Genomic DNA, 21601 nt, shown 5'->3' with positions numbered 1-21601 from the left:
CCCGTATAGGAACCTCCACGCCATGCCCTGCCACCGCTGCGGCGCCCGCCAGACCGACCCGGTCCGAGGCGCGTCACCGTGGCGGCGGGGCGTGCGCGCGGGCGAGCAGGTCCTGGTCTGCCCGGACTGCCAGAACGGCCGGGACTGGACCGCCGACCTGGCCCACTGCGCGTCGTGCGGCTCCGCACGCCTGGTCCGCGCCCTGGGCAGCACGCAGTGCAAGGACTGCGGAGCCGAGGACCAGGTGGCCGCGGAAACCGCCGCGCCGACCGACAACCCGGCCGACAACCCGGCCGAATCCCGCTCCGGCCTCACCTCGTTGTCCGAGGACGTCCACGCCGCCCTGGAGCGCCATTTCGGCCAGAGAACGGACTGAACGTTCCGCCTTGCCGCCACTGGGTAGCAAACTGTAGTCAGATGGACAGGGATGTCAGACAACTTCATCAAAGGGGGAGAGCGATGCGCCTGAACCGGATGATCATCAGGGCGTCGGACGAGGGCGAGGGGGGCAACCGCGTCGAGAAGATGACCGCGGCCCGCCCGGTCCAGTCGCTCACCAGCCGCGGCGCCGCCAACGGCACGCTACGCGTGAACCTGATCTGGGACCAGCTCCCGATGATCCCCACCCCCCGCCCCACCGGAGGCCTGAAACTCTCCTCCCGCCGCCTGGAACCCCCGCCGATCAGCCACGGCCGCCTCGTCGACCTGGACCTCGGCTGCCTCTACGAGTTCACAGCCGGCCAACGCGGCGTGGTCCAGGCCCTCGGCCACCGCCGAGGCGACTTCGAACGGCCGCCCTACATCCGCCTGGACCAGGACGACCGCAGCGGCAGCGCCATAGGCGAGAACCTGTTCATCAACCTCGACCACGCCGACGAGATGAACCGCGTCCTCATCTTCGTCTTCGCCTACCAAGGCGCCTTCGACGGAGCCAACGCGAAGGTCACCCTGCACCCCGCCAACGGCAACCCGCTGGAGATCAAGCTGGAGAACCCGATCGCGCAGGCGAAGTCGTGCGCGGTGGCCATGCTGCTCCGGCACGGCTCGGAGCTGGTGGTCCAGCGCGAGGTGCAGTTCACGACAGGGTTCCAGTCGGAACTGGACCGGATGTACGGCTGGGGGATGCGCTGGCAGGACGGGCAGCCCAAGGGCCTGGGCTGAGGGCGTTACTGGGGGTCGCATCGGGTTGGCGGCGGATGCCGGGCCCCGTGCGCGCTCCAGCCTGGGAATCACGTGCCGCAGGACGGGGTCGGGTCGGGTACTCTTTCCCTCTTGAGGGTCGCCCAGGCGGCCTCCTGGAGGGCGCATAGCTCAGCGGAAGAGCACTCGGTTTACACCCGAGCGGTCGGCAGTTCGAACCTGTCTGCGCCCACCCGCAATGACCAGGAGGGGCACACCGTGCGGTGCGCCCCTCCTGGTGTTCTGCCCACTATCTTGCCACTTCAGTGCGTCATTTGGGTCGAGAGAGAACAGGGAACGGTCCGCGCCGACATGGGACAATGCGATAGTTACGGCCGCAGTGATAGACGGGGCCAGTGACAGACGCGTGCGTGGACGCACTGCGAGGCTGTCAAGAGCTTCACTGCTCATACAAGGGCACGCCTGGCGGCGTGCCGCGCGGCGCGCCGCCACCGGCCCGCCGCTCCTGTCTCCGCCCCGCTCGCGGCCCGGCTCCGGCAGGTCGCGCGCGTCCGCAGCGTGATGAAAAACATGCGCCTCCGGCGGGCCCTCCCTCAGAGAGTGGACGGGGAAGCTGCGGTTGGGTGGGTGGCGTGGGTCGGTTCTGGTCCTCTCCTCGGTCGGACACCACGAGTGGCTACGTCAGAACCTGCCGGCACCGCAAGGCCAAGCCTCGCTTCGCGAGGTCGGCTTCGCCGAGCCTTGCGGTGCCGGCAGAACCTGACGTAGAGACAAGCTTTGCCCGACCGAGGAGAGGACCAGAACCTCGGCTAAGTAGTGCGACAAGACTCGCCGATTGTTCAGCTTCGCCGGAACTGTTTGGCGCCGCTCCGTAGCAGTAAACTATGGCATGCGTACGTTAAGTGGCCATCCGATTACGGCGGGCATCTATGATTATTGATTTGAATCGCGGGCTCGATGGAACTCCGTACTTGCTGCCGACCGGCGAGGTACCGGAGAAGAGGTTGGACGTCGTAGAAAATCGCGCAAAGAATGCGCGTAGCAAAGCGATCGAAGTTCAGGCCAGGATACAGAGCGAGGCTCATGAACTACTCCTACCATATCTTTCTGCGGTACGTAGCGACCTTGTGGCAGAAAGTAACTCCATCGAGGATATGCCATGGACGACGGAACAGGTACGCGATGTAGTGGCGACTTACCGTGAACTTCTTGATCAGTCTGTAGGCACTATCGTCGAAGCACTCAGGAGCGATCCTCGCGTATTTCAGGCAGTTGGCCTATATAAAGCCCATCTAATTGCTGATGAGTGGGCTAAAGGTAACACAACACCCCGCCAGTTTGAAATTAGGTCACTTCACGGGTTAATTATGGCAGGGGGGCACTATGCCGGGAACTATAAGCAGGCCAAGAACGATATCGGAGGCACAAACCTGAAGACGGCGGCACCCTGGGATACGCAGCGCGTAATGGGCCAGCTGGCCGACTGGTGGAGTGATACTAAAGCCGATCCTGTGCTGACTGCCACGGTAATTCACGCATGGCTCACCCATATCCATCCATTCGACGATGGCAACGGCAGAATGGCCCGACTATTAGCGAACATGGCGCTTGCCCAGCACTCCTACCCTCCCCTGCTGGTCAGGTCAGGCGCCGATCGAGGCCAGTATTATGATTGCCTTGCAGCTAGCGATGAAGGTGATATCCTTCCTCTCTACGACTTGTTTGTTCAGATTCTGCGCCGGACCGTCCGGTCGATGTCTTCGCCGAATTATGTGCGCGATATCGTTCAAGGAAGGTTCTTGGCCTCGTGGAGCGAGAAGCTTGCTATGTGGCGTCCACTCGTGAGAGAGTTCGCAGTCCACCTGAATAGCGCTCTGCTGGATAAGGGATGGAGCGCCGAAGTTCAAGGCCTACCCGACGTTCGATCCTTTTCGTTATTGGCAAGTCTTGCATCCGAGGGAAATTCATGGTTCCTTAAGGTCTTCGGGCAGAGTCGCCAACCAGAGTGGTTGCTATGGTTTGGCTTTAATAGCCCAGACTATGTCAGCGCCGTAGGAAGTACATCGGGATACCCGTCCATCTTCGCGTCTGTTCGCGATCCGAGCTTGGCGTCAGTGCATAAATACATGCATGTGCCCGCAAGCGATGGAAAATTTCCGGACGAGGTTATCATTAAACCGCTTGAATCTAAAGCTTGCGTTATTCGATGCGGTTCTAATGTTCGCGAGATGGGAATTCACGATGCGGCCGGATATGTTGCGACGTGTTTGACTGCCTATCCCAAGTCAGGCGGTCAGCAGAGAGTTACCGGATTGCGCGATACCGGTCCACGACGCTTTCAGCCGGACAGCCTATGACGAACCCCGGCCGTCACCAACGGCTGACACCAGCAGTCGAGGACTAGCACCCAACGGGCGCAGGTCGTTACGGACTTTGCCGCAGTAGGCTTCCATATAAGCAGCAAGTCAGAGGCTTGGCATACGGAGATAGCATACAAACATTGCTCGGCGGCCCAAGGGCACGTGCCCGCCGCGTGCCCGAAAGAGCGGTGCAGCGCGGTAAATCGCGGCTAACGGGTCGGCCGTCCACGAGACGCCCATGGCCCTACACCCGACTGTGTGCCCAGCTAGGCCGCATGATCCGCCCCGAACACAACGGATTTCCCAAGCTCAAGTCACCCCGCCGGTTGAACAAGATTAGACCGTGCCGATAGCCGTGTTCCTCAACACTCATATTCATGGCATCATCGCCCTATGGCCGAGGAGGCACGCGCAAACATCGACGGACCTGTTGCTAAAGGGCCTGGCACAGACCATGGCCAGCGATCGGCTGACCCAAGCGTCAACGCGGATAGGGAGGCACTTCGGCTACGCCTTAGGCTTCAGACTCGCAGGGATCGAATGATCTTCGGGTCGTCGACCATGGTCCTTGCGGGAACAGGCGTAATATTCTTATCCCTTGCTTTATCCGTGGACTTTGATAATGCAAATCAGAACTACGGTGATCCCACCAAACCGGTATGGCCCTGGGTTACTGCCGGATGCGTCGCCCTTGCCCTTGTGGGCATAGTATTCTTCGTCTATATATGGCGGCATGCTGGCCGGCAGACTCAGTTGGAGCTCGCAGATCTAGCTGCGCGAACCGAAGAGACTGTGAAGGCTGCCAGCAGTTCAACAGACTTGGGCACGCTGCTGGCAGTCAATCGTGCGCTGCTTGAGCAGTATCACCAGCTTTCGACGGGCCAGTCCCGATCTGCGTTCCGGCTAGCGCAGGGTGTAATGGTGGCCGCAGCGACCCTCATCCTAATTGGCTGTGGGCTGGCAGTCCTTGCCAACAACACGGCTACGAGCGTGACGATCGCTAGTCTTTCGGGTCTGGCCTCGTCTGTAGGCGGCTACATTGCCACAACTTTACTACGGAGCTACCAAATATCCGTCCGCCAAGCAGAGGTTTTCTTTCGAGAACCAGTCGTAGCAGGCTACATGCTTGCAGCCGAAAGAATAGCTCGCACTCTGTCGGACGACGTCCAGCAGCAGGCCCTTAGTCGAGTAGTCGACGGCTTCATGCAGGCAGCGACCGGCATTGCACAACCGTCGCCGGACCCATCAGCCCACGAACAGGCAGCAGTTTCGTGATGATAAGCCAATCGCGCAGTTCTGCAACTAGAATGCCTGGCGGTGGTCCATGCGAGTCGTCAGCAGCGAGTTGGCCGTCTGGGCGTTGATAAACGTCGCAAGTCAGGCCTCTCCCCGGCGCTCAAGCGCAGACGCGACTTGCTCCGTCGTCATTGCCATCGTCAGGTTGACCTCCGCGCGACTCGCGTTCAACAACGCCCCTCAGCCTACAGAGCGGTGACTTCAACGCCACGCCACGCCACCGCGCCGCTGCCGTCCCGCCGGGTATCGAGTCCGTTCCATTTGCGGATATGTAGCGCGAGTTCGGTGACTCGCTGTTGGAGATCTAGTACATCCCAAACTTCGCCGTTCAATGACTTTACGGCCTCTTCTGCTATTCGAACCTTCCTGGGATTAGGTAGGCCCATCTCTTCGAACCGCTTTCCAAAAGCGTCGCCAGATGGTGCGCCTACTGCTGTTTCCGAATGAACACTCGCCGCAGCTTGATGTAGAACGTTGGCTGGCACATAATTTTCGATCTCACGCCCTTGCGTTACCCACGCATATCCACGGTTTTCGAACTCTGCAATAATACGCTCCTTGGTCGAGTTGATTGGGTCGTGTGCGTTGGTTCTATCGGAGTCAACGGCGATCGCCATGTGCCGATTTATCTTCGGCAGTAGGATAAAATCGTCGACGGGCTCGGTAGATTCATCGCCGTCGGTTGCGCTCAAGTGGCTCAGAATGCGCCCTCCGTAAATTATGACAGAGTAGTGGACGCCTTCTTTAAGTTCGGGGTCCAATTGGTGGAGCCAGGCGTTTATGTAAATCCGGTCAGAAGGGCCCTCGACCCAAATAATGGAATTTGCTTGGATCAAGTCCGATGCACGGAAGCCTAGATGCTCCGAAATGATTGCCCTTTGCGAGCTGGTTATCGCTGCGCTCACCTGGGTGCCGTTGGCACTGTCGTGTTGAACTCGGACGACACTGATCTCGGGGTCGTCAATCATGTGTGCAGAGTGCGTGCTTACGAGGTACTGGTTAGAGGTCTCTCGTCTCAAATAGTCGATGAGCTTCCTTAGGAGAGTGGGGTGCGTATTTGTCTCTGGCTCTTCAATGCATATCAGGCAGTCGGTATACTCCGTCGCGACTGCTGCAACGACTACAATCTGAGAAATCGCACCCCCCAGCCTCTCTAGAGGTAGGACGCGGTCGTCTATGCTCAGGTGAACAGTTTGGGCGTTGTAGGGCACCGTAAGCTCTGCATCATCTGCCTCAAGTACATTTTTCAGGAGGGCGTTGAGCTTCTGAAACTTTGCCCTCCCTTCGCGGTGCATATGAGCGGATGGTGCTTGCCATGCCTGGAGGACGGCGGGGAGGTTACTTCCATCCATCGAAAGACGTCGGTCATCGGTGGGTGAAGCGTGTTGCTTAATGGAACGGATCGCGGGGATGAATACTACTGGCGGAACTTCTATCGACGCTTGCCAGGAATCGAGAAATCTAGAAATGTGGCTTTCGATATTGGGGTTCGTGACGCTGTAGTAGCGTTCGCTAAGCATCGCCAAATCGTTCGCGCATCCGGCCGCGTTCAAATGCTCCGCTAAGGCGGTTATCTGAGTGGGGCGCCTAACAATCTTTGAATCAACAAGCTCCCATTCAAACCAAATCAGCTCATCTTCGCCTGATCGCAGTGCGGGAGCGAAAGCAAGCTTTTCGAGCGTTGTTTGAGAGCCTCTTGGGGACGGGGACGGTGGGGGCAGTTGAAGCTTGACGTTCCGAGGTAACGCGTTCCGAAGAGACACGGTAGGGTCTTCAACCTTGAGTGCAATTCCGAAGACCAGCGGTGGAATCGGATGTCCTTCGGGTACCATCGGCCTATCGAGGCTGTCCAGGCTGACGCCTCTGTCAGCTGCAGCCGATAAGTATGGGAGCCATCTTTCTGCGCCCGCAAGGATATTACTCTTTCCGCTGTTGTTGAGACCCGCAATCAGCGAGAATTTCGCCAGTGGGGATATTCTTTGAGGCTTGAAGAATCCTCGATAGCCTCCGAGCATAAAGCCCGCGACGAGTGAGTCCTCGGCCATTTGCCCCCCCAGGTTACTAGGTAGTTTGTCCCAGCATCGCCGCGTGGGCGTGTGCTCAGAGTAGCTAACGGAGGCGATCGACATTTAGAAAACGCTGATCTGGGGCGCTGGCGAACTTGCGTCGATGGAGCTACGCAGGTCATCACACGGGCACAGGTCTTCCCCGCAATGCCCTGAGGTTGCGGTCTAGGCCGCCCTGCACTCGCCAAGACTGGGTGGGGACGGACGGCGGGCTACGGCAGGGAGCGGCGCGACCGCCGACGGTGCCTGGGCAGTCGGGTCGTGGAAGGGCCCACCAATGGCACGTCGCCGGTCAACTGCGGCTCAGCCGTTTGTTGATAAGTTGATAACTTGGCTGTGCTCGCGCCGTGGGGGTTTGGGAGCTGGCCACGAGTCGAGGTATGTCACGCCCGGCCCACTACTCTGCCCACGAACCAGTGAAGCCACAGGGGCAGAATGAGGCCATGGAGAGTGGTATTGGGGGCAGCGGCGCAGGTGGCGACGACAGGGGAAGTCCTGACCTCGGTTTACACCCGAGCGGTCGGCAGTTCGAACCTGTCTGCGCCCACCCGCCCGGTTTCGGGCCGAGGCTCCTCTTCGGAGGGGCCTTCGGTGTTTCCGGGGCTGGTTTTTTGCGTTCACCTGGAAAGGGTTGGCTGGCGAGCGTGGAAGTCAGCTACATCTGTCAGGCAGCATCCGACCTGCGGCCCAACGATGACTTCGTCCTCGCCGCGGAGCGCTTCGTGATCGTCCTGGACGGCGCCACCGAACCGGCCGGGGTCGACTCCGGTTGCGTCCACGACGTGCCGTGGCTCGTCGCGCATCTCGGGGCGAACCTCGCCGCCGTGCTGGCGCAGGAGGCGCGGGTGGTGCTGGCCGACGCGCTGCGGCGGGCGATCGTCGCGACGATGTGCGATCACGGGGGCACGTGCGATCTGCGGAATCCCGACAGCCCGTCGAGTACCGTCGCGATCCTGCGCTGGACGGCCGATGCCGTCGACTACCTCGTCCTTGGCGACTCGGCTGTCGTCGTCGAGTACGTGGGTGCCGGGCACGCTGCCGGCCTCACGGTCGCGCACGACGACCGCACCGCCCACCTGAGCGACTACAGCCGCGCGGGCGTCAGCCGGCTGCGCAACAGCGACGAGGGCTTCTGGGTCGCCTCCAACCGTCCCGACGCGGCCGACAAGGCGCTCGTCGGGAGCATCCCGCTCGGCGGCGTCACCCGGGCCGCGCTGATGACCGACGGCATCACGCGCCTCGTCGAGCGCTACGGCCGGTCGTGGCTTGATCTGCTGGAGGGCATGGAGAAGTACGGTCCGCGCCAGCTCGTCGCCGATGTGCGCGCCGAGGAGCTGGCCGCGCCGGGCGCCTACGGCGGCAAGCTCCACGACGACGTCACCGCCGTCTTCTGCCGCTTCTGACGCGAGCCTGCTCGGGGTTGGGATCACCGCTCGGCTAGCGTGGGGCGCATGCTGGTGACCAATCACGTCCTGTCCGGAGCGGTCATCGGCGCAGCCGTACGACGCCCGCTGCCCGCCCTCGCGATCGGCGTCGCGTCGCACTTCGCGCTCGACGCGCTGCCGCACTGGGGCAAGTGGGAGACCGAGCAGCAGTTCCTGCGGGTGGCGGTCGCCGACGGGCTCACCGGCCTGGCGGCGATGGGCGTCATCACGCGCGCCGTCCTGCGCACGCCGGGGAACGGCCGCGCGAAGCTGGCCGCCTCGGTGGTCCTCGGCATGGCCGGGGCCGCGCTGCCGGACCTCGACAAGCCCGCGCACATCATCTTCAAGCGCAAGCTCTGGCCCGACGCCGTCAACCGCTTCCACGGCCGCATCCAGGACGAGGAGCCGCACCGGTTCTTCTCGCACGAACTCGTCGCCGGCGCCGGGTTCGCGCTGGCGGCGGCGACGTTGATCGCGCGGCGTGGCGTGCGGAGTTAGCCGCGGCGCTCGCCTCAGAGAGAAAAGCCGCCGCTAAGCGCTCAGCGGATCAACGACCCGCCCGCGATCCACCGGCAGCTCCTCGACCGCCGCCGTCGAGGCGAGGTCGATCACCTCGTCGAGCACGTCCGGCTCCGGCAGCGCCGCAGCCGCGGCGGCGGGCGCCGGCTTCGGTTTGCGCGGCACCCGCGCGCCCGACGAGCCGCCGCGCCCCGGATACACCAGCAGCCCGTTCACCGGATCCGGCACGGCGTCCAGCGCCGCCTTCACCAGCGTCGCCTCGCGGAAGGCGGACCAGCCGCCGACCGTTGTGTCCTCGGGGAAGCAGAGTTCGAGCACCACGCCCCACGGACGTTCGACCCAGGCCCAGTCCTCCGCGCCGAACTCCAGCGCGGTGCGGATCAGGTCGCGGCCGTGCGCGTCCTTCCAGGAAGCCGCGGAGAACTCGCCGTCCGTGACCTCGATCGACCACCATTCGCCCACCCGGCCACGGTATGTCGGGGCCGGAGGCGAGAGAAGGGGTCCGGGACGGTCGGGACCCGCGTTCGCCACGGGCGAACAGGTTGGGCGAATTTCCTGGGCCAGAGGTCGGGGAGGGCGATCTCCTACACCGAGCCGTTGGAGCCGGAGGCTGTCAGGACTCTGCCGAGGGCGTCCGCGAGCGGTTCGACGTCGGCCAGGTCCAGCTGCGCGATGGTGATGCGGATGCCGGGCGGGCTGTCGACGCGGAACCACGCGCCGGGCGCGACCGCCCACCCCGCCGCCAGCAGGCCGCCGACCACGACCGCCTCCTCCGGCACCGGGACCCAGACATTGATGCCGCTGGTGCCGATCGCCTTGATGCCGCGCGCCGCCAGTGCGGCGATCAGCGTGTCGCGGCGCTCGGTATACGTGCGCGCCGCCTCGACGATCTGCGCCTGGACCGTCTCGTCCGTCCACAGCCGGTGCACCTGCGCCTGGATCAGCTGACTGACCCAACCCGCGCCGAGCCGGAGCCGCCCGGCCATCCGGCCGCCGGTGGTGCCGTCGGCGACGACCGCCGCGCAGCGTAGGTCCGGGCCGTACGCCTTGGACAGGGAACGGATGTGGGCCCAGTGATCCGTCACGCCGGTCACGGTGTGCAGGGCGTGGTGCGGGGTGATGTCGGCGCCGTGGTCGTCCTCGATCACCAGCACGTCGCGGCGCTCGGCCAGCAGCTTGCGCAGGGCCTTGGCACGCTCCGCCGACACCGCGGCGCCGGTCGGGTTCTGCGCGCGGCTGGTGATGATCACCGCGCGCACGCCCCGCTTCAGCGCCGAGGCCAGGCCCTCCGGCGTCATCCCCTCGTTGTCGATCGGCACCGGCACGGCGGTCAGGTTCATCGCCGGCAGCAGGCGGTAGACGGCGCCCCAGCCCGGATCCTCGACGGCGACCGAGTCCCCGGTGCGCAGGTGCGCGGTCAGGGCCCGGTCGATGGCGTCGCCGGCGCCGAATGTCAGCAGCAGGTCGTCGACCGGGACGTGGCCGGCGCCGATCCGGGCCCGGGCGGTGTCGAGCAGGTCCGGCAGGATCATGTCGCCGGAGTAAAGGCGCTGCGACGCCCCCTCGGGGAAGACCAGCTCCGGCAGCAGCCGGCGGTCCGGGTCGCCGGTGACCAGGTCCTTCGCGCCGGGCGGGATCGGGAAGCTGAGGTTGCGCGGCGCCGTGGCGGGCTGCATGCGCACTCGCGTTCCGCGCCGTCCGGCGGTCTCCACCGCCCCGCGGTCGCGGAGCAGGCGGTAGGCCGCCGAGACCGTGTTGGGGTTCACCCCGAGCTCGGCGGCCAGGTCCCGGATCGGCGGCAGCGCCCGGCCCGGCGGCAGCTCCCCGTCGGCGATGCCGGCCTCGATCGAGGCCGCGATCTGGCTGGCGCCCCGGCCGGAGATTTTGTACGCTGCCGGTGAGGTTGTTTGAACTACCACAGTGACTAGTTTGCACTAGGACGAAAAATGACGCAAGCGGCCCCCAGCCCGACCCCGACTCAGAGCCCGATGCAGACCCCGACGCCGACCGCAGGCCAGACCGCGGACCAGACTCCGAAGCAGACCGCGACGCAGACCCCGACGCGGACCGCGGGCCAGGCCACTGCCGGCCCCGCGCCGACCCGCGACGCCGAGACCGAAGCCTGCCTGTTCGGCCACGGCGCCGAGGGCGACTACGCCAAGACCCCGCGCACCACCGCCACCCGCTACCAGGGCCGTGTCGGCTACGACCGCGCCGCCGTCCACGCGGTCCTCGACGAGGCGCTGGTCTGCCACCTGGCCTTCGTCCTCGACGGCGCCCCGGTGGCCCTGCCGACGGTCCACGCGCGCCTCGGCGACCGGCTGTACGTGCACGGCTCGACCGGCGGCCGCTTCGGCCGCCTGGACGGCGAGCCGGTCGGCGTGACCGTCACCCTCTGCGACGCGCTGGTCCTGGCCCGCAGCTGGTTCCACCACTCGGTGGCCTTCCGCAGCGTCGTGGTCCACGGCACGGCCCGGCTGGTCTCGGACCCGGCCGAGCGCCTGGACGCCATGCGGGCCCTGATCGACCACATCGCCCCCGGCCGCACCGCCGAATCGCGCGAACCCACCCGCAAGGAGCTGGCGCAGACCGCGATCCTGGCCCTGGACCTGGAGCAGGTCTCGCTGAAGGCGCGCGGCGACGAGGTCGTCGACGACGAGGAGGACCTGGCTCTGCCGTACTGGGCCGGGTCCATCCCGCTGAGCGTGGCCGCCGGCGTCGCCAAGCCGAGCCCGGACTTGCTTGAGGGCATCACGCCGCCGGAGTACGCGGAGAACTACTCGCGCAAGCGGTACTGCGGATACGCGCACTGAGATCGCAGGGGCCGGCACCAGGCGCCAGGCCAGTGGCGGGTGCTCAGACCCGCTGGATGATCGTCGCGATCCCCAGCGCCCCGCCCTGGCACATCGTGAGCAGCGCGAACTCCTTGTCCGCGCGCTCCAACTCGTGCAGCGCCGTGGTGAACAGGCGCGCGCCGGTGGCGCCGACGGGATGGCCGATCGCCAGCGCGCCGCCGTTGACGTTCACCTTGGCCAGGTCCACGCGGTGCACGCGCGACCAGGACAGCACCACGGAGGCGAAGGCCTCGTTGATCTCGAACAGGTCGATGTCGTCGACCGTCATCCCGGCCTTGGCCAGCACCGCGGTGGTGGCCGGGATCGGGCCGTCGAGGTGGAAGTAGGGGTCCGAGCCGACCATCACCTGCGCGACGATGCGGGCGCGCGGGCGCAGTCCCAGGGCGCGCGCCGTGTCCCGCGACGCCCACAGCACCGCCGCGGCGCCGTCGGAGATCTGGGAGGCGGTGCCGGCGGTGTGGATGCCGTCCGGGAGAACAGGTTTCAGTGTGGCCAGGCCCTCGCGGGTGGTGTCGCGCAGGCCTTGGTCGCGGCCGACGCCGCGCCACATGCCGTGCTCGTCGCGCTCCTCCTCGCGGGTCGGGACCTGGACCTCGAACACCTCGCGGTCGAAGCGGCCCTCGGCCCAGGCCTGCTTGGCGCGGGCCTGCGACAGCACGCCGAGTTCGTCGATGTCGTCGCGCGTGATCCCGTGCTTGCGCGCGATCCGCTCCGCCGCCTCGAACTGGTTCGGCATGTCCAGGTTCCACTCGTCGGGCTGCGGGCGCCCGAAGCCGGACTTGGCGTTGGCGCCGAGCGGGACCCGCGACATCGCCTCGACACCGCAGCCGATGCCGACGTCCACGGTGCCGCCGGCGACCATCGAGGCCATCATGTTGTTCGCCTGCTGCGACGAGCCGCACTGGCAGTCGATCGTGGTGGCGGCGGTGGAGTACGGCAGCCCCATCGCCAGCCACGCCGTGCGCGCGACGTTGAACCCCTGCTCGCCGGCCTGGGTGACACAGCCCCCGACGATCTGCTCCACCGCGTCCGCCGGCACGCCGGTGCGCTTGAGCAGTTCCCGGTACGTCTCGCCGAGCAGGTACGCGGGGTGCAGGGTGGCCAGGTCGCCGTTGCGCTTGCCGATGGGGGTGCGGACCGCCTCGACGATGACGGCTTCGGACATGGACGGCCTCCTGCCGGGACGGCTCCCGCCAAACTGATACAGGTTCTAGTTTTGTGAACCTAACAGCTATCCCGCGACAAGGGAACGGGCCGCCGGAGGTGAACTCCGGCGGCCCGCGTGGAGCGGCCCGCGGCTAACGCGCGGGATCGGTCAGTGGCAGCAGGCGCCCCCGCAGGCGCAGTTGCCGCCGCTCTGGCAGCCGCACTTGCAGCCGCCGCCGCAGCTGCAGCTCCCGGCCTCCGGCTCGAGGACGACGATCGGCAGCGCCCGGCTTTCGGCGGGCGTCGGCGGGGTGCCTTCGAAAGGCGTCTGAGGGACTTCCGACAATGACTGCTTCGCCATAGCGCCTCCTTCGCTGGCGGCGGTCCGGGCGGCGCGGCGGGGATCCGCCACAAGCCGCCAATGCCGCCGCTTTCCAGTCAAAAGGGAGATCCGGCCCGGGTCAATGGGCGGTCGGCACACGCCACCCGGGGCGCCAGGGGGCGCGGGGCGGCCTGCTCGGTCCGTTCCGTCCGCCTACCGCGCCCCGGCCAGCGCGATCCCGCCCGCCGTCGGCAGATACGTCGTCCCCGAGAAGTCCCACCCGGCGATCACCTTCCGGTAGTGGATCAGCTCCTGATCCGGCGCGGGCCGGGTGCGCGTGTACTCGCGGTATCCGGCGGCCGTGTACATGCGCTGGTTCTCCCACATCATCGCGTGGGTCAGGAGCCTGAGCTCGGGCAGCCAGAGCTGGCGCGCGTGCTCCTCGGCGAAGGCCAGCACGCGCCGTCCCAGGCCGCGGCCCTGGCGGTCCGGGGCGACGGCGAAGTTGTCCAGGTGCAGCCAGCCGTCCTCGGGGACCAGGGTGACGGTGGCGATCGCCGGGTTGCCGACCACGAACAGGCAGCCGCGGCGCATCAGGTGCGGGTAGTCGGCGTCCATCGGGGCGGGGCGGGCGCCGATGCGGTCGACGTAGTGGCGGTAGGCCGAGTGGGTGACGGCGTGGACCGCCGCGAGGTCCACCGGCACCGCGTAACGGACTCCCAGCGGCTGCATGTTCGTGCCTCTCCTTCTCCGGCCCCCTCGGCTGTTCATCGCAGGCTGACACACGGCCCGCTGCGGGGTGGCCCGATCAGGCGTCGTTCATCAGACAAGGTGACAGTGCTGGTGACTGGACCGACGCGGAGGCGGAGCGGATGTATCGGAGCCGAGATACCTCGAAATCGATATACCTCGGTGCCGAGGTATATCGGAGCCGAGGTATCCCGGCGCGGAGGAGCCGGAGCCTGAGACCGAGCCGGAGCCAGAGCCAGAGGCGGAGCCTGAGACCGAGCCAGAGGCGGAGCCGGAGCCGGAGCCGGAGCCTGAGACCGAGCCAGAGTCGGAGCCAGAGCCCGAGCCCGAGACCTCAGGCCGACAAAGGCAACCCCGCAGCCGCCACATGCCGCTGATCGAGCCCCAGGTTCCGGTAGATTTCCAGCGTCGCCGTCGACATGTTCAGCGTGATGAAGTGCAGCCCCGGCGCCCCCTCGGCCAGCAGCCGCTCGCACATCCGCGTCGTCCACTCCACCCCGACCGCGCGCACCGCCGCCTTGTCCCCGTCCACCGCCATCAGCGCACGCTCCAGCTCGGCCGGGAACGCCTGCCCGGTGAGCCCCGTGATCCGCTTGATCTGCGCGACGTTCGTCACCGGCATCACGCCCGGCAGGATCGGCACGTCGCACCCCGCCGCCACGACCCGGTCGCGCAGCCGCAGGTAGTCGTCCGTCAGGAAGAACATCTGCGTGATCGCGAAGTCCGCGCCCCGACGGCACTTCTGCACGAAGTGCGCCACGTCGGAATCCCAGTCGGGCGAGCGCGGGTGCCGCTCCGGGAACGCCGCGACGCCCACACAGAACTCACCCGATTCCCGCACCAGATCCACAAGCTCGCCGGCGTAGTTCAGCCCCTCGGGGTGCGCCTCCCAGTCGCCCAGCGGATCGCCCGGCGGGTCCCCGCGCAGCGCCAGGATGTTGCGCACCCCGGCGTCCGCGTACTGCCCGATGACGTGCCGCAGCTCGGCGACGGAATGGTTGACCGCTGTGAGGTGCCCCACAGGGGTGAGCGTGGTCTCGGTGGCGATGCGCTCGGTGGTCTCCACCGTCTTCGTCCGGGTCGTCCCGCCCGCGCCGTACGTCACCGAGACGAACGTCGGCGAGTAGCCCTCCAGCCGCCGCAGCGCACGCCAGAGCTGCTGCTCCTGGTCGTCGTTCCGCGGCGGGAAGAACTCGAACGAGTAGGAGCGCTCACCCCCGGCGAGCAGCTCGCGGACGGTGGCGGCGCGATCCGGCCGCACGGAGGGGAGTCCCAGTGCCATGAATCCACCGTACTGAGCATGTCGCGCTTTGTAAGGCAAGGAAGCCGCACGTCCCGAGACGCGAGACACGGGCCTCCGAGCACCAGCCGTATGGTTGTTCCCGTGAACCCCCTGGACCGCCACTCTTTGCGTAACCGAGTAGACGCCGCCTTGTCGGCGTTCCTGGACCGTCAGGGCGCGGCCCTCATCGCGATGTCGCCCGAGCTGGCGCCGCTTCCGACCGCACTGCGCGAGTTCCTGGACGGCGGCAAGCTGATGCGCCCGGGGTTCTGTTACTGGGGATGGCGCGGAGTGCTCGGCGACAGCGCGACCCCACAGGAGGAGGACGGCATAGTCCACGCCGCCGCGTCCCTGGAACTGCTCCAGGCCTCGGCGCTGATCCACGACGACTACATGGACGACTCCGACACCCGCCGCGGCATGCCGGCCATCCACCGCCGCTTCGCCGCCGCGCACCGCGAGGCCGCGTGGGAGGGCTCGGGCGCGCGCTTCGGCGCGGCGGCCGCGATCCTGCTCGGCGACGTGTGCCTGACCTGGTGCGACGAGATGTTCGCGGGCAGCGCGCTGCCGCCGGAGCGGGTCGCCGCGGCCCGCCGGTACTTCGACGTGATGCGCACCGAGGTGATGGCCGGGCAGTACCTGGACGTGCTGGCGCAGGCGCACGGCCTGGACGAGCCCGAGCGCGCGGCGCAGCGGGCACAGACCGTGATCCGTTTCAAGTCCGCGAAGTACACGATCGAGCGGCCCCTGCACGTCGGCGCGATGCTGGCGGGCGGAACCCCGGACGTGATCGCCGCCTTCTCGGCCTACGGCCTCCCGCTCGGCGAGGCGTTCCAGCTGCGCGACGACGTCCTCGGCGTGTTCGGCGACCCTGCGGCCACCGGCAAGCCCGCCGGCGACGACCTGCGCGAGGGCAAGCAGACACTGCTGGTCGCACTGGCCGCCGCACGCGCCGACAGCCCGGCCGCGATCAAGACCCTCCGCGGCGAACTAGGCAACCCCGACCTGGACACCGCCGGAGTCACCGAACTGCAGGACATCATCCGCTCCACCGGCGCACTGGACGACGTCGAGACCCGCATCGCCGCACTGACCGACCAGGCCCGGACCGCGCTAGCCGCCGCGCCCATCGACGCCGAGGCCAAGGCGGTACTGGGGGAGCTGGCGGTCATGGCGACCGCCCGCAAGAAGTAGGGCGCACGACACGCCCGGGGCGCTCACTCGTTCGACGCAACTTCTTCGGCGGTTCGGGGCGGCGGGGGCTTGGTTGGTGGGATGGTGGGTGGACGCTCACCTTTTGAGGTGGTTTGTCCCCCTGGTAGGGCGGGGCCCTACTCACCCCTGCTGGTTCAGCCCGTCCACCACCGGCCGCGCGTGCTCGAACCCGAGCCGCGACACCGCCGCCGTGTCCAGCCGGAAGTAGCGTCCGCCCGTCGGTGGCAGCCCCAGCCAGCGCGCGCACAGGACGCGCAGCACGTGGCCGTGCGCGACCAGGCACACGTCCTCGCCGTCGCCGTCGGCCAGCATCGGCCGCACGCGCGCCAGTACGCGGTCCACCCGCGCGCCGACCTGCTCGATGGTCTCCCCGGGGTGCTCGTGGTCGCCGGGTACGACGCCGTCGTCCCACAGGTACCAGCCGGGCCGGTCCTGGTGGATCTCGTCGGTCGTTATCCCCTCGTAGCCGCCGTAGTCCCACTCCAGCAGGTCGGGGTCCTCGACCGCGCCGGTCAGGCCGGCGAGTTCGGCGGTGCGCACCGCGCGCGTCAGGGGGCTGGTGTAGACGGCGCCGAAGGAGCGGCCGGCCAGGAGTTTGGCGGCGGCACGTGCCTGGTCCTCGCCGACGGTGGTCAGCGGCAGGTCGGTCAGGCCGGTGTGGCGGCCGGAGCGGCTCCACTCGGTCTCGCCGTGGCGGAGCAAGATCAGCTCAGACATGTCCCCGAGCGTAGCCGGAGACGGGACGGTGTGCGTGGCGGGTGCGGGTACGGGGGATGACGGGGGTTCGGACCGTCGTCAACGGCCCGACTCCGATGCTGCTACCGAGGCCGGGACCGCCTCCGACGCTGAGCCCGATGCCGACATCGATGCCGCGACCGTCGCCGTGACGGACGCCGATGCCGATGCCGACGCCGCGACCGCCTCCGCCATGGCCTTCGCCGCGTACCCCGCCGCCCGGTTCGCCGCCGCGTCCGCGACCGGCCCCGCGGGCGCCGTCGTCGGACGCGTCGGCGCGCGCCGCACCTGCACCGGCCGTCCCGTCGCGGGCCGGACCTGCGTCGGAGCCGTCGTGAACGCGGCGAGCAGCCGGCGTGCGGTGTCCGTGAACGAGTGCAGGATCGAGTTCTCCGTGTCGTTCAGCGGGTGGCGTCCGCCGGTGCCCGTCACGGTCGCGACGCCGGCGCGCTCGCGCGGCCACAGCGAACCGTCCAGGAACTCTATGGCGTGCCGTCCGTCCAGCATCGCCACGTGTCCGCCCGCACGCCGGACCGCGCGCAAAAGCCCTGACTCGCCGTGCGCGTCGTGCGCCGCGTTGCAGTGGCCGCCGACGCGCCAGTACGTCTCGCTGTCGACCGCCATCAGCCGCGCCGACGTCGACGGCCGCGGGCCCGAGGCCGGCGTCCGCTCGGCTGGCGTGCGCCGCTGCGCCTCCGCGACCACCAGGTCCATCCGGCGCGGACCGCGCAGCGCCGCCACCGCCGCCGCGATCGCGCCCGGCGCGAGTGCCAGTCCCGGGTCCGCGAACACCATCACTTTGCCGCGTGCGGCGACCGCCAGCTGTTCGCAGGCGTGCGCGTGCGCGCACCAGCCCTGCGGCGTCGGCGCGCCGATCAGCAGGCGCACGCGCGGCTCGTCCATCGCGGCCTGGAGCACCAGGCGGCGGGTCAGGTCCGTCGAGCCCGCGTCCAGGAAGACCACGTCCATCTTCGGTACCCGGGTCTGGGCCAGCAGTGCCCGCACACAGCGCAGCACGCGGCGCTCGTCGTTCAGGAGCGGGACGAGGACCGAGACGGTCTCGGTGGCCGGGGGCGGGTCGGCGGACAGCGTGGACGGCGCGAACGGCGCGGGCAGCGCGGCCGGGGCGCCTGCCGGGTGTCGATTTCGTCCCACGGGCTAAAGCATCCCCACCGCGGGCCTTGATCGCAGTGTGGCGGAAAGCGGGGTGGGCCGTGAGGGTGACTGCGGGGGAAGTAAACGGCCCAGATGCGTGGAGACTGCGGGGAATCGGGCTCTGCGCCGGGGTCTCCATAGCGGACTCCAGCGGACTCCTTAGAGGTCCCCTTAAAGGAGGGGCGGGACCCGCGCCCCCACAGACGCGGATCCCGCCAAGGCCTGTATGGCCTTCCCTACCCCCACTAGCACCCCCACCGGGTGCGTCGGAGGCTGCGTGAAGCAGCACATCCGATCATCCATATAGACGTTCGAGGGGGTGGGTTGGGTTGCAGTGTGACAGCGTTCTGTATGTTGCGATTTAGTAACAGCGCTCTCGGGCGGCGTCGTCGGACGTATGCGCAGGTACTCAAGCCGGACCTGAGTACTAATACCCATGAGGACTGTCGGTGTCATGCGTCACACTTACTGTCGGCACGACGGCTGCGCCACGGTGGGTGTCGGGGAGGCACGGCCGGCCGGGTGTCGGTGATGGGGGAAGACCCGGTCCCGTTTGATGAGGCACTGCCGACACGGGGCGGCAGAGCTTCGTGAAACGGGACCGGATCGGGCGGTCCGGTGGCCGGTGGCCATCGAAAAAGCGGCGGCGTTGAGGGTTTCCCTCCGCCGCCGTCCTCGTTTTCGCAACTCGGGCGGACGGCTTTTACGGGGCCGGCGCAGCGTCGATACGTGCCTGGTACAGGGCGAATGCTGGTACTGGTGATCGTCTTCCGGTCGCCCATTCACTCATTTGAGCGAGCCTTGACTCGATTCCGTTGAGGGCGGGTGGCCCTCGGGGGTAGCCTGGCTCAAGTCGAACAAAGATTCGATGATGGTCCGGACGCCCGGATCGGCCACCCCGCTGGGTGGTCGCGGGAGGGGAAGCCCGTGGCCGGCCTCGGCCGGTCCGGGCGGACGGACGACAGAGGTGGCGGCTATTTGGAGGCTGCGATGAGTGCGAATGGGACGGGTGCCGCAGTGAGCACCGATGACGAACTGATCGACGTACTGCGCCGCCACGGCGAGCCGGCGCATTTCATCTGGCGCGGCAAGCTCTACCGCGTGCGCCAGGTCCTGTCGCACTGGATCCAGGTCGGCGCGGACTCCGGCGAACTCCCGTCGGTGCTGCTGCGGACCGACCGGCGCCTGGGCACGTTCGAGACCCTGGTGTTCGGCCGCGACCGGGAGGTGGAGCGCGAGCTGTGGAGCGTGCGCGCCAGCGTGGGGCGGGACGGTGACGTGGAGGTGTTCCAGCTGTGCCACGACGTCCCCTCCGGGGGCTGGCTGCTCGTCGCCGAATCGCTCAGCTGCCTGCCGGAGCACATCGGCCGCGTGCTGAAATTCCCGGAGAACTGATCGCGACGGCCGTTCATGGGGATTTCCCGGCTTGAACACCTGTTTTTGTCAGTGGGGCCTGTCACTGTGGAAGAGACATGCTGTGAGTGTCCGACATGTCATCAGTGGACCCTGACTAGTACAGGGAGGGAACTATGCCCGCCGCTCTCACAAGCCCGGACACGGGACCGATAGCAAGCTCCCGAGCCCACCCGCCGCCGCTGCCCCCGATGGGCTCTGGCGGCCACCGGCGCGGGCCCGCCTCGCGCTCCGCACGCGACCTGTTCGAGCAGGCCGTGCACGAACTGGCCGAGGCGGTCACGTCGTCGCACCCGTACGACCGCTACTGCGGCGCGCACATGGCTGCCCTGCACGCCTCGGCCGCCGTCGTGACGGCGCGCGCGGTCCCGGCGGCCCCGACCCGCCGCAGGCCGCGCAGCGTCTGGGACCTGCTCTACCGCGAGGCCCCGGAACTGGCGGACTGGGCCGCGTACTTCGCATCCGGAGCCACCCGCCGCGCCGCCGCCCAGGCCGGCCTGCCGAACGCGGTCAGCGACGCCGAGGCCGCCGAGCTGACGCGCGAGGCCGAGGTGTACCTCGGGGTGGTCGCGCAGCTGCTGGGGGTGCCGTACCAGGACGGGCTGCCGCTGGGGTCGGGGTCGGGGGAGCAGCCGGCCGCCAGCTGACGACGCTCGGGGGTATCTGATGCCCGGCCAGATCGAAGCCGAGGGTCGGGAGGCGGTCTGAAGCCGCCACATGTCGCGGGGTGGTTCCGCTGCACCGGGGCTGGGTGATGGTCGCGGTTTCTCAGGGTGCGATGATCGCCGGTTGGTGTGCGCGGGGCGGTGGTCGCAGCCTGGTGTGCGCGCGGTCGTCGCTGTGACTTGGCGTGCGCGCGCTGCTGGTTGCGACTTTGCGTGCGCACGGTGGTGGTGCTTGGTCGCGCCCGACGGTGCTGTCGCAATGTCGTGCGCGGTCGTGCGTCGTGTGCTTTGAACGCGTGCGCCACTTGGCGGTGCCACCTTACCCCGTGTGCGAGGTCTTGCGTCGGCGAACACGGCCGACGCTGGCTGATCGATCGGCGACCAGCGACGTGATCACCACGTGACCCGCGCTCGTTAGGGTCCGGGCCATGGACATGGCGCACGGGGCGGTGCTGCTCGGAGCGGCGGCGGGGGCGGGCGGAGTCGACGCGATCGTGGGCGGCGGCGGCCTGATCCAGTTGCCGACGCTGCTGTTGGCGTACCCGACGCTGCCCGCCGCCGCCGCACTCGGCACGAACAAACTCGCGTCGATATCCGGCACCAGCACGGCCGCGGCCACCTACCTGCGCCGCACGAAGGTCGACCGCCGCGTGCTGATCCCGGCGGCGGCACTGGCGGTGGTGTGCGCAGGCTTCGGCGCCCTGTCGGCATCCCGGCTGCCGACGAGCGTGTTCCGCCCGATCGTTATGGTGCTGCTGGTCTGCGTGGCGGCATTCGTGGCATTCCGCCCCTCGTTCGGCGCCCAGGAAGCGAACCTCGAGGCATCCCGCCGCCGCCGACTGACCACAACCCTCGTGGCCGGCATGGGCATCGGCTTCTACGACGGCATCTTCGGCCCCGGCACCGGCACATTCCTGATCATCTGCTTCGCAGTAGGCATCGGCACGGAGTTCGTGACTAGCTCAGCGATGGCAAAGGTGGTCAACACCGGCACGAACTTCGGCGCCCTCCTCATATTCGCCACGCAGGGCCACGTGATGTGGGCCCTCGGCGCGGGCATGGGCGCGTGCAACATCGTGGGCGCCCGCCTCGGCGCACGACTCGCGCTGAAGCGCGGCGCGGGCTTCGTGCGCGTGGTGCTGCTGGTCGTGGTGGCGGCGATGGTGGTGAAGATGGGGTTCGACCAGTTTGGGTAGCGGCGGCGGCGTGCCGGCGGAGGCGTGGCGGGGATGGCGGTGCGGCGGCCGGGTCGCGAGTG

At 67.7% G+C, this 21601-nt stretch carries 19 protein-coding genes and 2 tRNA genes; 13 read left to right on the top strand and 8 right to left on the bottom strand.

The annotated features are described in order from the left end of the window. Nucleotides 1-22: 22 nt before the first annotated feature. The 5 genes from ABH920_RS11675 to ABH920_RS11655 all read left to right on the top strand — a co-directional run bounded on the left by ABH920_RS11675 (nt 23) and on the right by ABH920_RS11655 (nt 4775). A complete protein-coding gene (locus ABH920_RS11675; RefSeq protein ID WP_370348923.1) occupies nt 23-376 on the top strand; it encodes a hypothetical protein in 354 nt (117 codons plus the stop codon). Nucleotides 377-459: 83 nt separating this feature from the next. Next, a complete protein-coding gene (locus ABH920_RS11670) occupies nt 460-1161 on the top strand; it encodes a Tellurium resistance (RefSeq protein ID WP_370348922.1) in 702 nt (233 codons plus the stop codon). A gap of 139 nt (nt 1162-1300) precedes the next feature. Further along, nucleotides 1301-1372, top strand: a tRNA-Val gene (locus ABH920_RS11665). 697 nt (nt 1373-2069) lie between these two features. Next, nucleotides 2070-3497, top strand: coding sequence for a Fic family protein (locus tag ABH920_RS11660; RefSeq protein WP_370348921.1), 1428 nt, complete (start codon nt 2070-2072; stop codon nt 3495-3497). Between the two features lie 396 nt (nt 3498-3893). Continuing rightward, nucleotides 3894-4775, top strand: a complete 882-nt coding sequence (locus ABH920_RS11655; protein WP_370348920.1) for a hypothetical protein — start codon at nt 3894-3896, stop codon at nt 4773-4775. Between the two features lie 206 nt (nt 4776-4981). Here the strand turns inward: ABH920_RS11655 and ABH920_RS11650 are convergent, their stop codons facing one another. Next, nucleotides 4982-6841, bottom strand: coding sequence for an AAA family ATPase (locus ABH920_RS11650; RefSeq protein ID WP_370348919.1), 1860 nt, complete (start codon nt 6839-6841; stop codon nt 4982-4984). A gap of 488 nt (nt 6842-7329) precedes the next feature. Here ABH920_RS11650 and ABH920_RS11645 point away from each other — a divergent pair. The 3 genes from ABH920_RS11645 (at nt 7330) to ABH920_RS11635 (ending at nt 8784) form a co-directional block, all read left to right on the top strand. Next, nucleotides 7330-7409: transfer RNA gene (locus ABH920_RS11645), tRNA-OTHER, on the top strand. Between the two features lie 97 nt (nt 7410-7506). Next, nucleotides 7507-8265: a protein phosphatase 2C domain-containing protein gene (locus tag ABH920_RS11640; protein ID WP_370348918.1), complete on the top strand. Its 759-nt coding sequence runs from the start codon at nt 7507-7509 to the stop codon at nt 8263-8265. 48 nt (nt 8266-8313) lie between these two features. Further along, nucleotides 8314-8784, top strand: a complete 471-nt coding sequence (locus ABH920_RS11635) for a metal-dependent hydrolase (protein WP_370348917.1) — start codon at nt 8314-8316, stop codon at nt 8782-8784. 33 nt (nt 8785-8817) lie between these two features. On the opposite strand, the gene ABH920_RS11630 is transcribed toward ABH920_RS11635, so the two are convergent. Further along, nucleotides 8818-9267, bottom strand: a complete 450-nt coding sequence (locus ABH920_RS11630) for a hypothetical protein (protein ID WP_370348916.1) — start codon at nt 9265-9267, stop codon at nt 8818-8820. A gap of 122 nt (nt 9268-9389) precedes the next feature. Further along, a complete protein-coding gene (locus ABH920_RS11625; protein WP_370348915.1) occupies nt 9390-10724 on the bottom strand; it encodes an aminotransferase class I/II-fold pyridoxal phosphate-dependent enzyme in 1335 nt (444 codons plus the stop codon). Nucleotides 10725-10931: 207 nt separating this feature from the next. On the opposite strand from ABH920_RS11625, the gene ABH920_RS11620 reads away from it, so the two are divergent. Continuing rightward, nucleotides 10932-11618: a pyridoxamine 5'-phosphate oxidase family protein gene (locus ABH920_RS11620; RefSeq protein WP_370349035.1), complete on the top strand. Its 687-nt coding sequence runs from the start codon at nt 10932-10934 to the stop codon at nt 11616-11618. Between the two features lie 43 nt (nt 11619-11661). On the opposite strand, the gene ABH920_RS11615 is transcribed toward ABH920_RS11620, so the two are convergent. From ABH920_RS11615 to metF, 3 genes are all read right to left on the bottom strand, one after another. Next, nucleotides 11662-12825: a steroid 3-ketoacyl-CoA thiolase gene (locus tag ABH920_RS11615; protein WP_370348914.1), complete on the bottom strand. Its 1164-nt coding sequence runs from the start codon at nt 12823-12825 to the stop codon at nt 11662-11664. A 516-nt stretch (nt 12826-13341) separates the two neighbouring features. Beyond that, the gene (locus tag ABH920_RS11610) at nt 13342-13860 is read right to left on the bottom strand and encodes a GNAT family N-acetyltransferase (protein ID WP_370348913.1); all 519 of its coding nucleotides are present in this window, start codon (nt 13858-13860) and stop codon (nt 13342-13344) included. 352 nt (nt 13861-14212) lie between these two features. Further along, entirely contained in the window at nt 14213-15160 is a 948-nt protein-coding gene (gene metF, locus ABH920_RS11605) for a methylenetetrahydrofolate reductase [NAD(P)H] (protein ID WP_370348912.1), read from the bottom strand. A gap of 90 nt (nt 15161-15250) precedes the next feature. On the opposite strand from metF, the gene ABH920_RS11600 reads away from it, so the two are divergent. Continuing rightward, nucleotides 15251-16354: a polyprenyl synthetase family protein gene (locus ABH920_RS11600; protein WP_370348911.1), complete on the top strand. Its 1104-nt coding sequence runs from the start codon at nt 15251-15253 to the stop codon at nt 16352-16354. Between the two features lie 141 nt (nt 16355-16495). On the opposite strand, the gene ABH920_RS11595 is transcribed toward ABH920_RS11600, so the two are convergent. Continuing rightward, the gene (locus ABH920_RS11595; RefSeq protein WP_370348910.1) at nt 16496-17092 is read right to left on the bottom strand and encodes a histidine phosphatase family protein; all 597 of its coding nucleotides are present in this window, start codon (nt 17090-17092) and stop codon (nt 16496-16498) included. A gap of 78 nt (nt 17093-17170) precedes the next feature. Continuing rightward, entirely contained in the window at nt 17171-18265 is a 1095-nt protein-coding gene (locus ABH920_RS11590; protein ID WP_370348909.1) for a glycosyltransferase family 2 protein, read from the bottom strand. A gap of 1017 nt (nt 18266-19282) precedes the next feature. Between ABH920_RS11590 and ABH920_RS11585 the strand changes: the two genes are divergently transcribed. The 3 genes from ABH920_RS11585 (at nt 19283) to ABH920_RS11575 (ending at nt 21539) form a co-directional block, all read left to right on the top strand. Further along, the gene (locus ABH920_RS11585) at nt 19283-19660 is read left to right on the top strand and encodes a DUF6504 family protein (RefSeq protein WP_370348908.1); all 378 of its coding nucleotides are present in this window, start codon (nt 19283-19285) and stop codon (nt 19658-19660) included. A gap of 134 nt (nt 19661-19794) precedes the next feature. After that, complete coding sequence (locus ABH920_RS11580; RefSeq protein WP_370348907.1) at nt 19795-20325, top strand: SAV_6107 family HEPN domain-containing protein; 531 nt, start codon at nt 19795-19797, stop codon at nt 20323-20325. Nucleotides 20326-20771: 446 nt separating this feature from the next. Then, nucleotides 20772-21539 (top strand): TSUP family transporter, encoded by a 768-nt coding sequence (locus tag ABH920_RS11575; RefSeq protein ID WP_370348906.1) that lies wholly within the window; start codon nt 20772-20774, stop codon nt 21537-21539. The last annotated feature ends 62 nt before the right edge of the window (nt 21540-21601 follow it).

This window comes from Catenulispora sp. EB89, from assembly GCF_041261445.1.
Classification (GTDB): domain Bacteria; phylum Actinomycetota; class Actinomycetes; order Streptomycetales; family Catenulisporaceae; genus Catenulispora.
The sequence above is the reverse complement of the archived record's forward strand: the minus strand, read 5'-3'. Positions and strand labels throughout refer to the sequence as shown.

What these genes read in the sequence shown, in the direction of transcription:
- ABH920_RS11655 (WP_370348920.1), top strand. Translation starts at nt 3,894, where the DNA reads ATGGCCGAGGAGGCACGCGCAAACATCGACGGACCTGTTGCTAAAGGG.
- ABH920_RS11670 (WP_370348922.1), top strand. Translation starts at nt 460, where the DNA reads ATGCGCCTGAACCGGATGATCATCAGGGCGTCGGACGAGGGCGAGGGG.
- ABH920_RS11660 (WP_370348921.1), top strand. Translation starts at nt 2,070, where the DNA reads ATGATTATTGATTTGAATCGCGGGCTCGATGGAACTCCGTACTTGCTG.
- ABH920_RS11635 (WP_370348917.1), top strand. Translation starts at nt 8,314, where the DNA reads ATGCTGGTGACCAATCACGTCCTGTCCGGAGCGGTCATCGGCGCAGCC.
- ABH920_RS11615 (WP_370348914.1), bottom strand. Translation starts at nt 12,825, where the DNA reads ATGTCCGAAGCCGTCATCGTCGAGGCGGTCCGCACCCCCATCGGCAAG.
- ABH920_RS11575 (WP_370348906.1), top strand. Translation starts at nt 20,772, where the DNA reads ATGGACATGGCGCACGGGGCGGTGCTGCTCGGAGCGGCGGCGGGGGCG.
- ABH920_RS11675 (WP_370348923.1), top strand. Translation starts at nt 23, where the DNA reads ATGCCCTGCCACCGCTGCGGCGCCCGCCAGACCGACCCGGTCCGAGGC.
- metF (WP_370348912.1), bottom strand. Translation starts at nt 15,160, where the DNA reads ATGGCACTGGGACTCCCCTCCGTGCGGCCGGATCGCGCCGCCACCGTC.
- ABH920_RS11580 (WP_370348907.1), top strand. Translation starts at nt 19,795, where the DNA reads ATGCCCGCCGCTCTCACAAGCCCGGACACGGGACCGATAGCAAGCTCC.
- ABH920_RS11600 (WP_370348911.1), top strand. Translation starts at nt 15,251, where the DNA reads ATGGTTGTTCCCGTGAACCCCCTGGACCGCCACTCTTTGCGTAACCGA.
- ABH920_RS11610 (WP_370348913.1), bottom strand. Translation starts at nt 13,860, where the DNA reads ATGCAGCCGCTGGGAGTCCGTTACGCGGTGCCGGTGGACCTCGCGGCG.
- ABH920_RS11595 (WP_370348910.1), bottom strand. Translation starts at nt 17,092, where the DNA reads ATGTCTGAGCTGATCTTGCTCCGCCACGGCGAGACCGAGTGGAGCCGC.
- ABH920_RS11650 (WP_370348919.1), bottom strand. Translation starts at nt 6,841, where the DNA reads ATGGCCGAGGACTCACTCGTCGCGGGCTTTATGCTCGGAGGCTATCGA.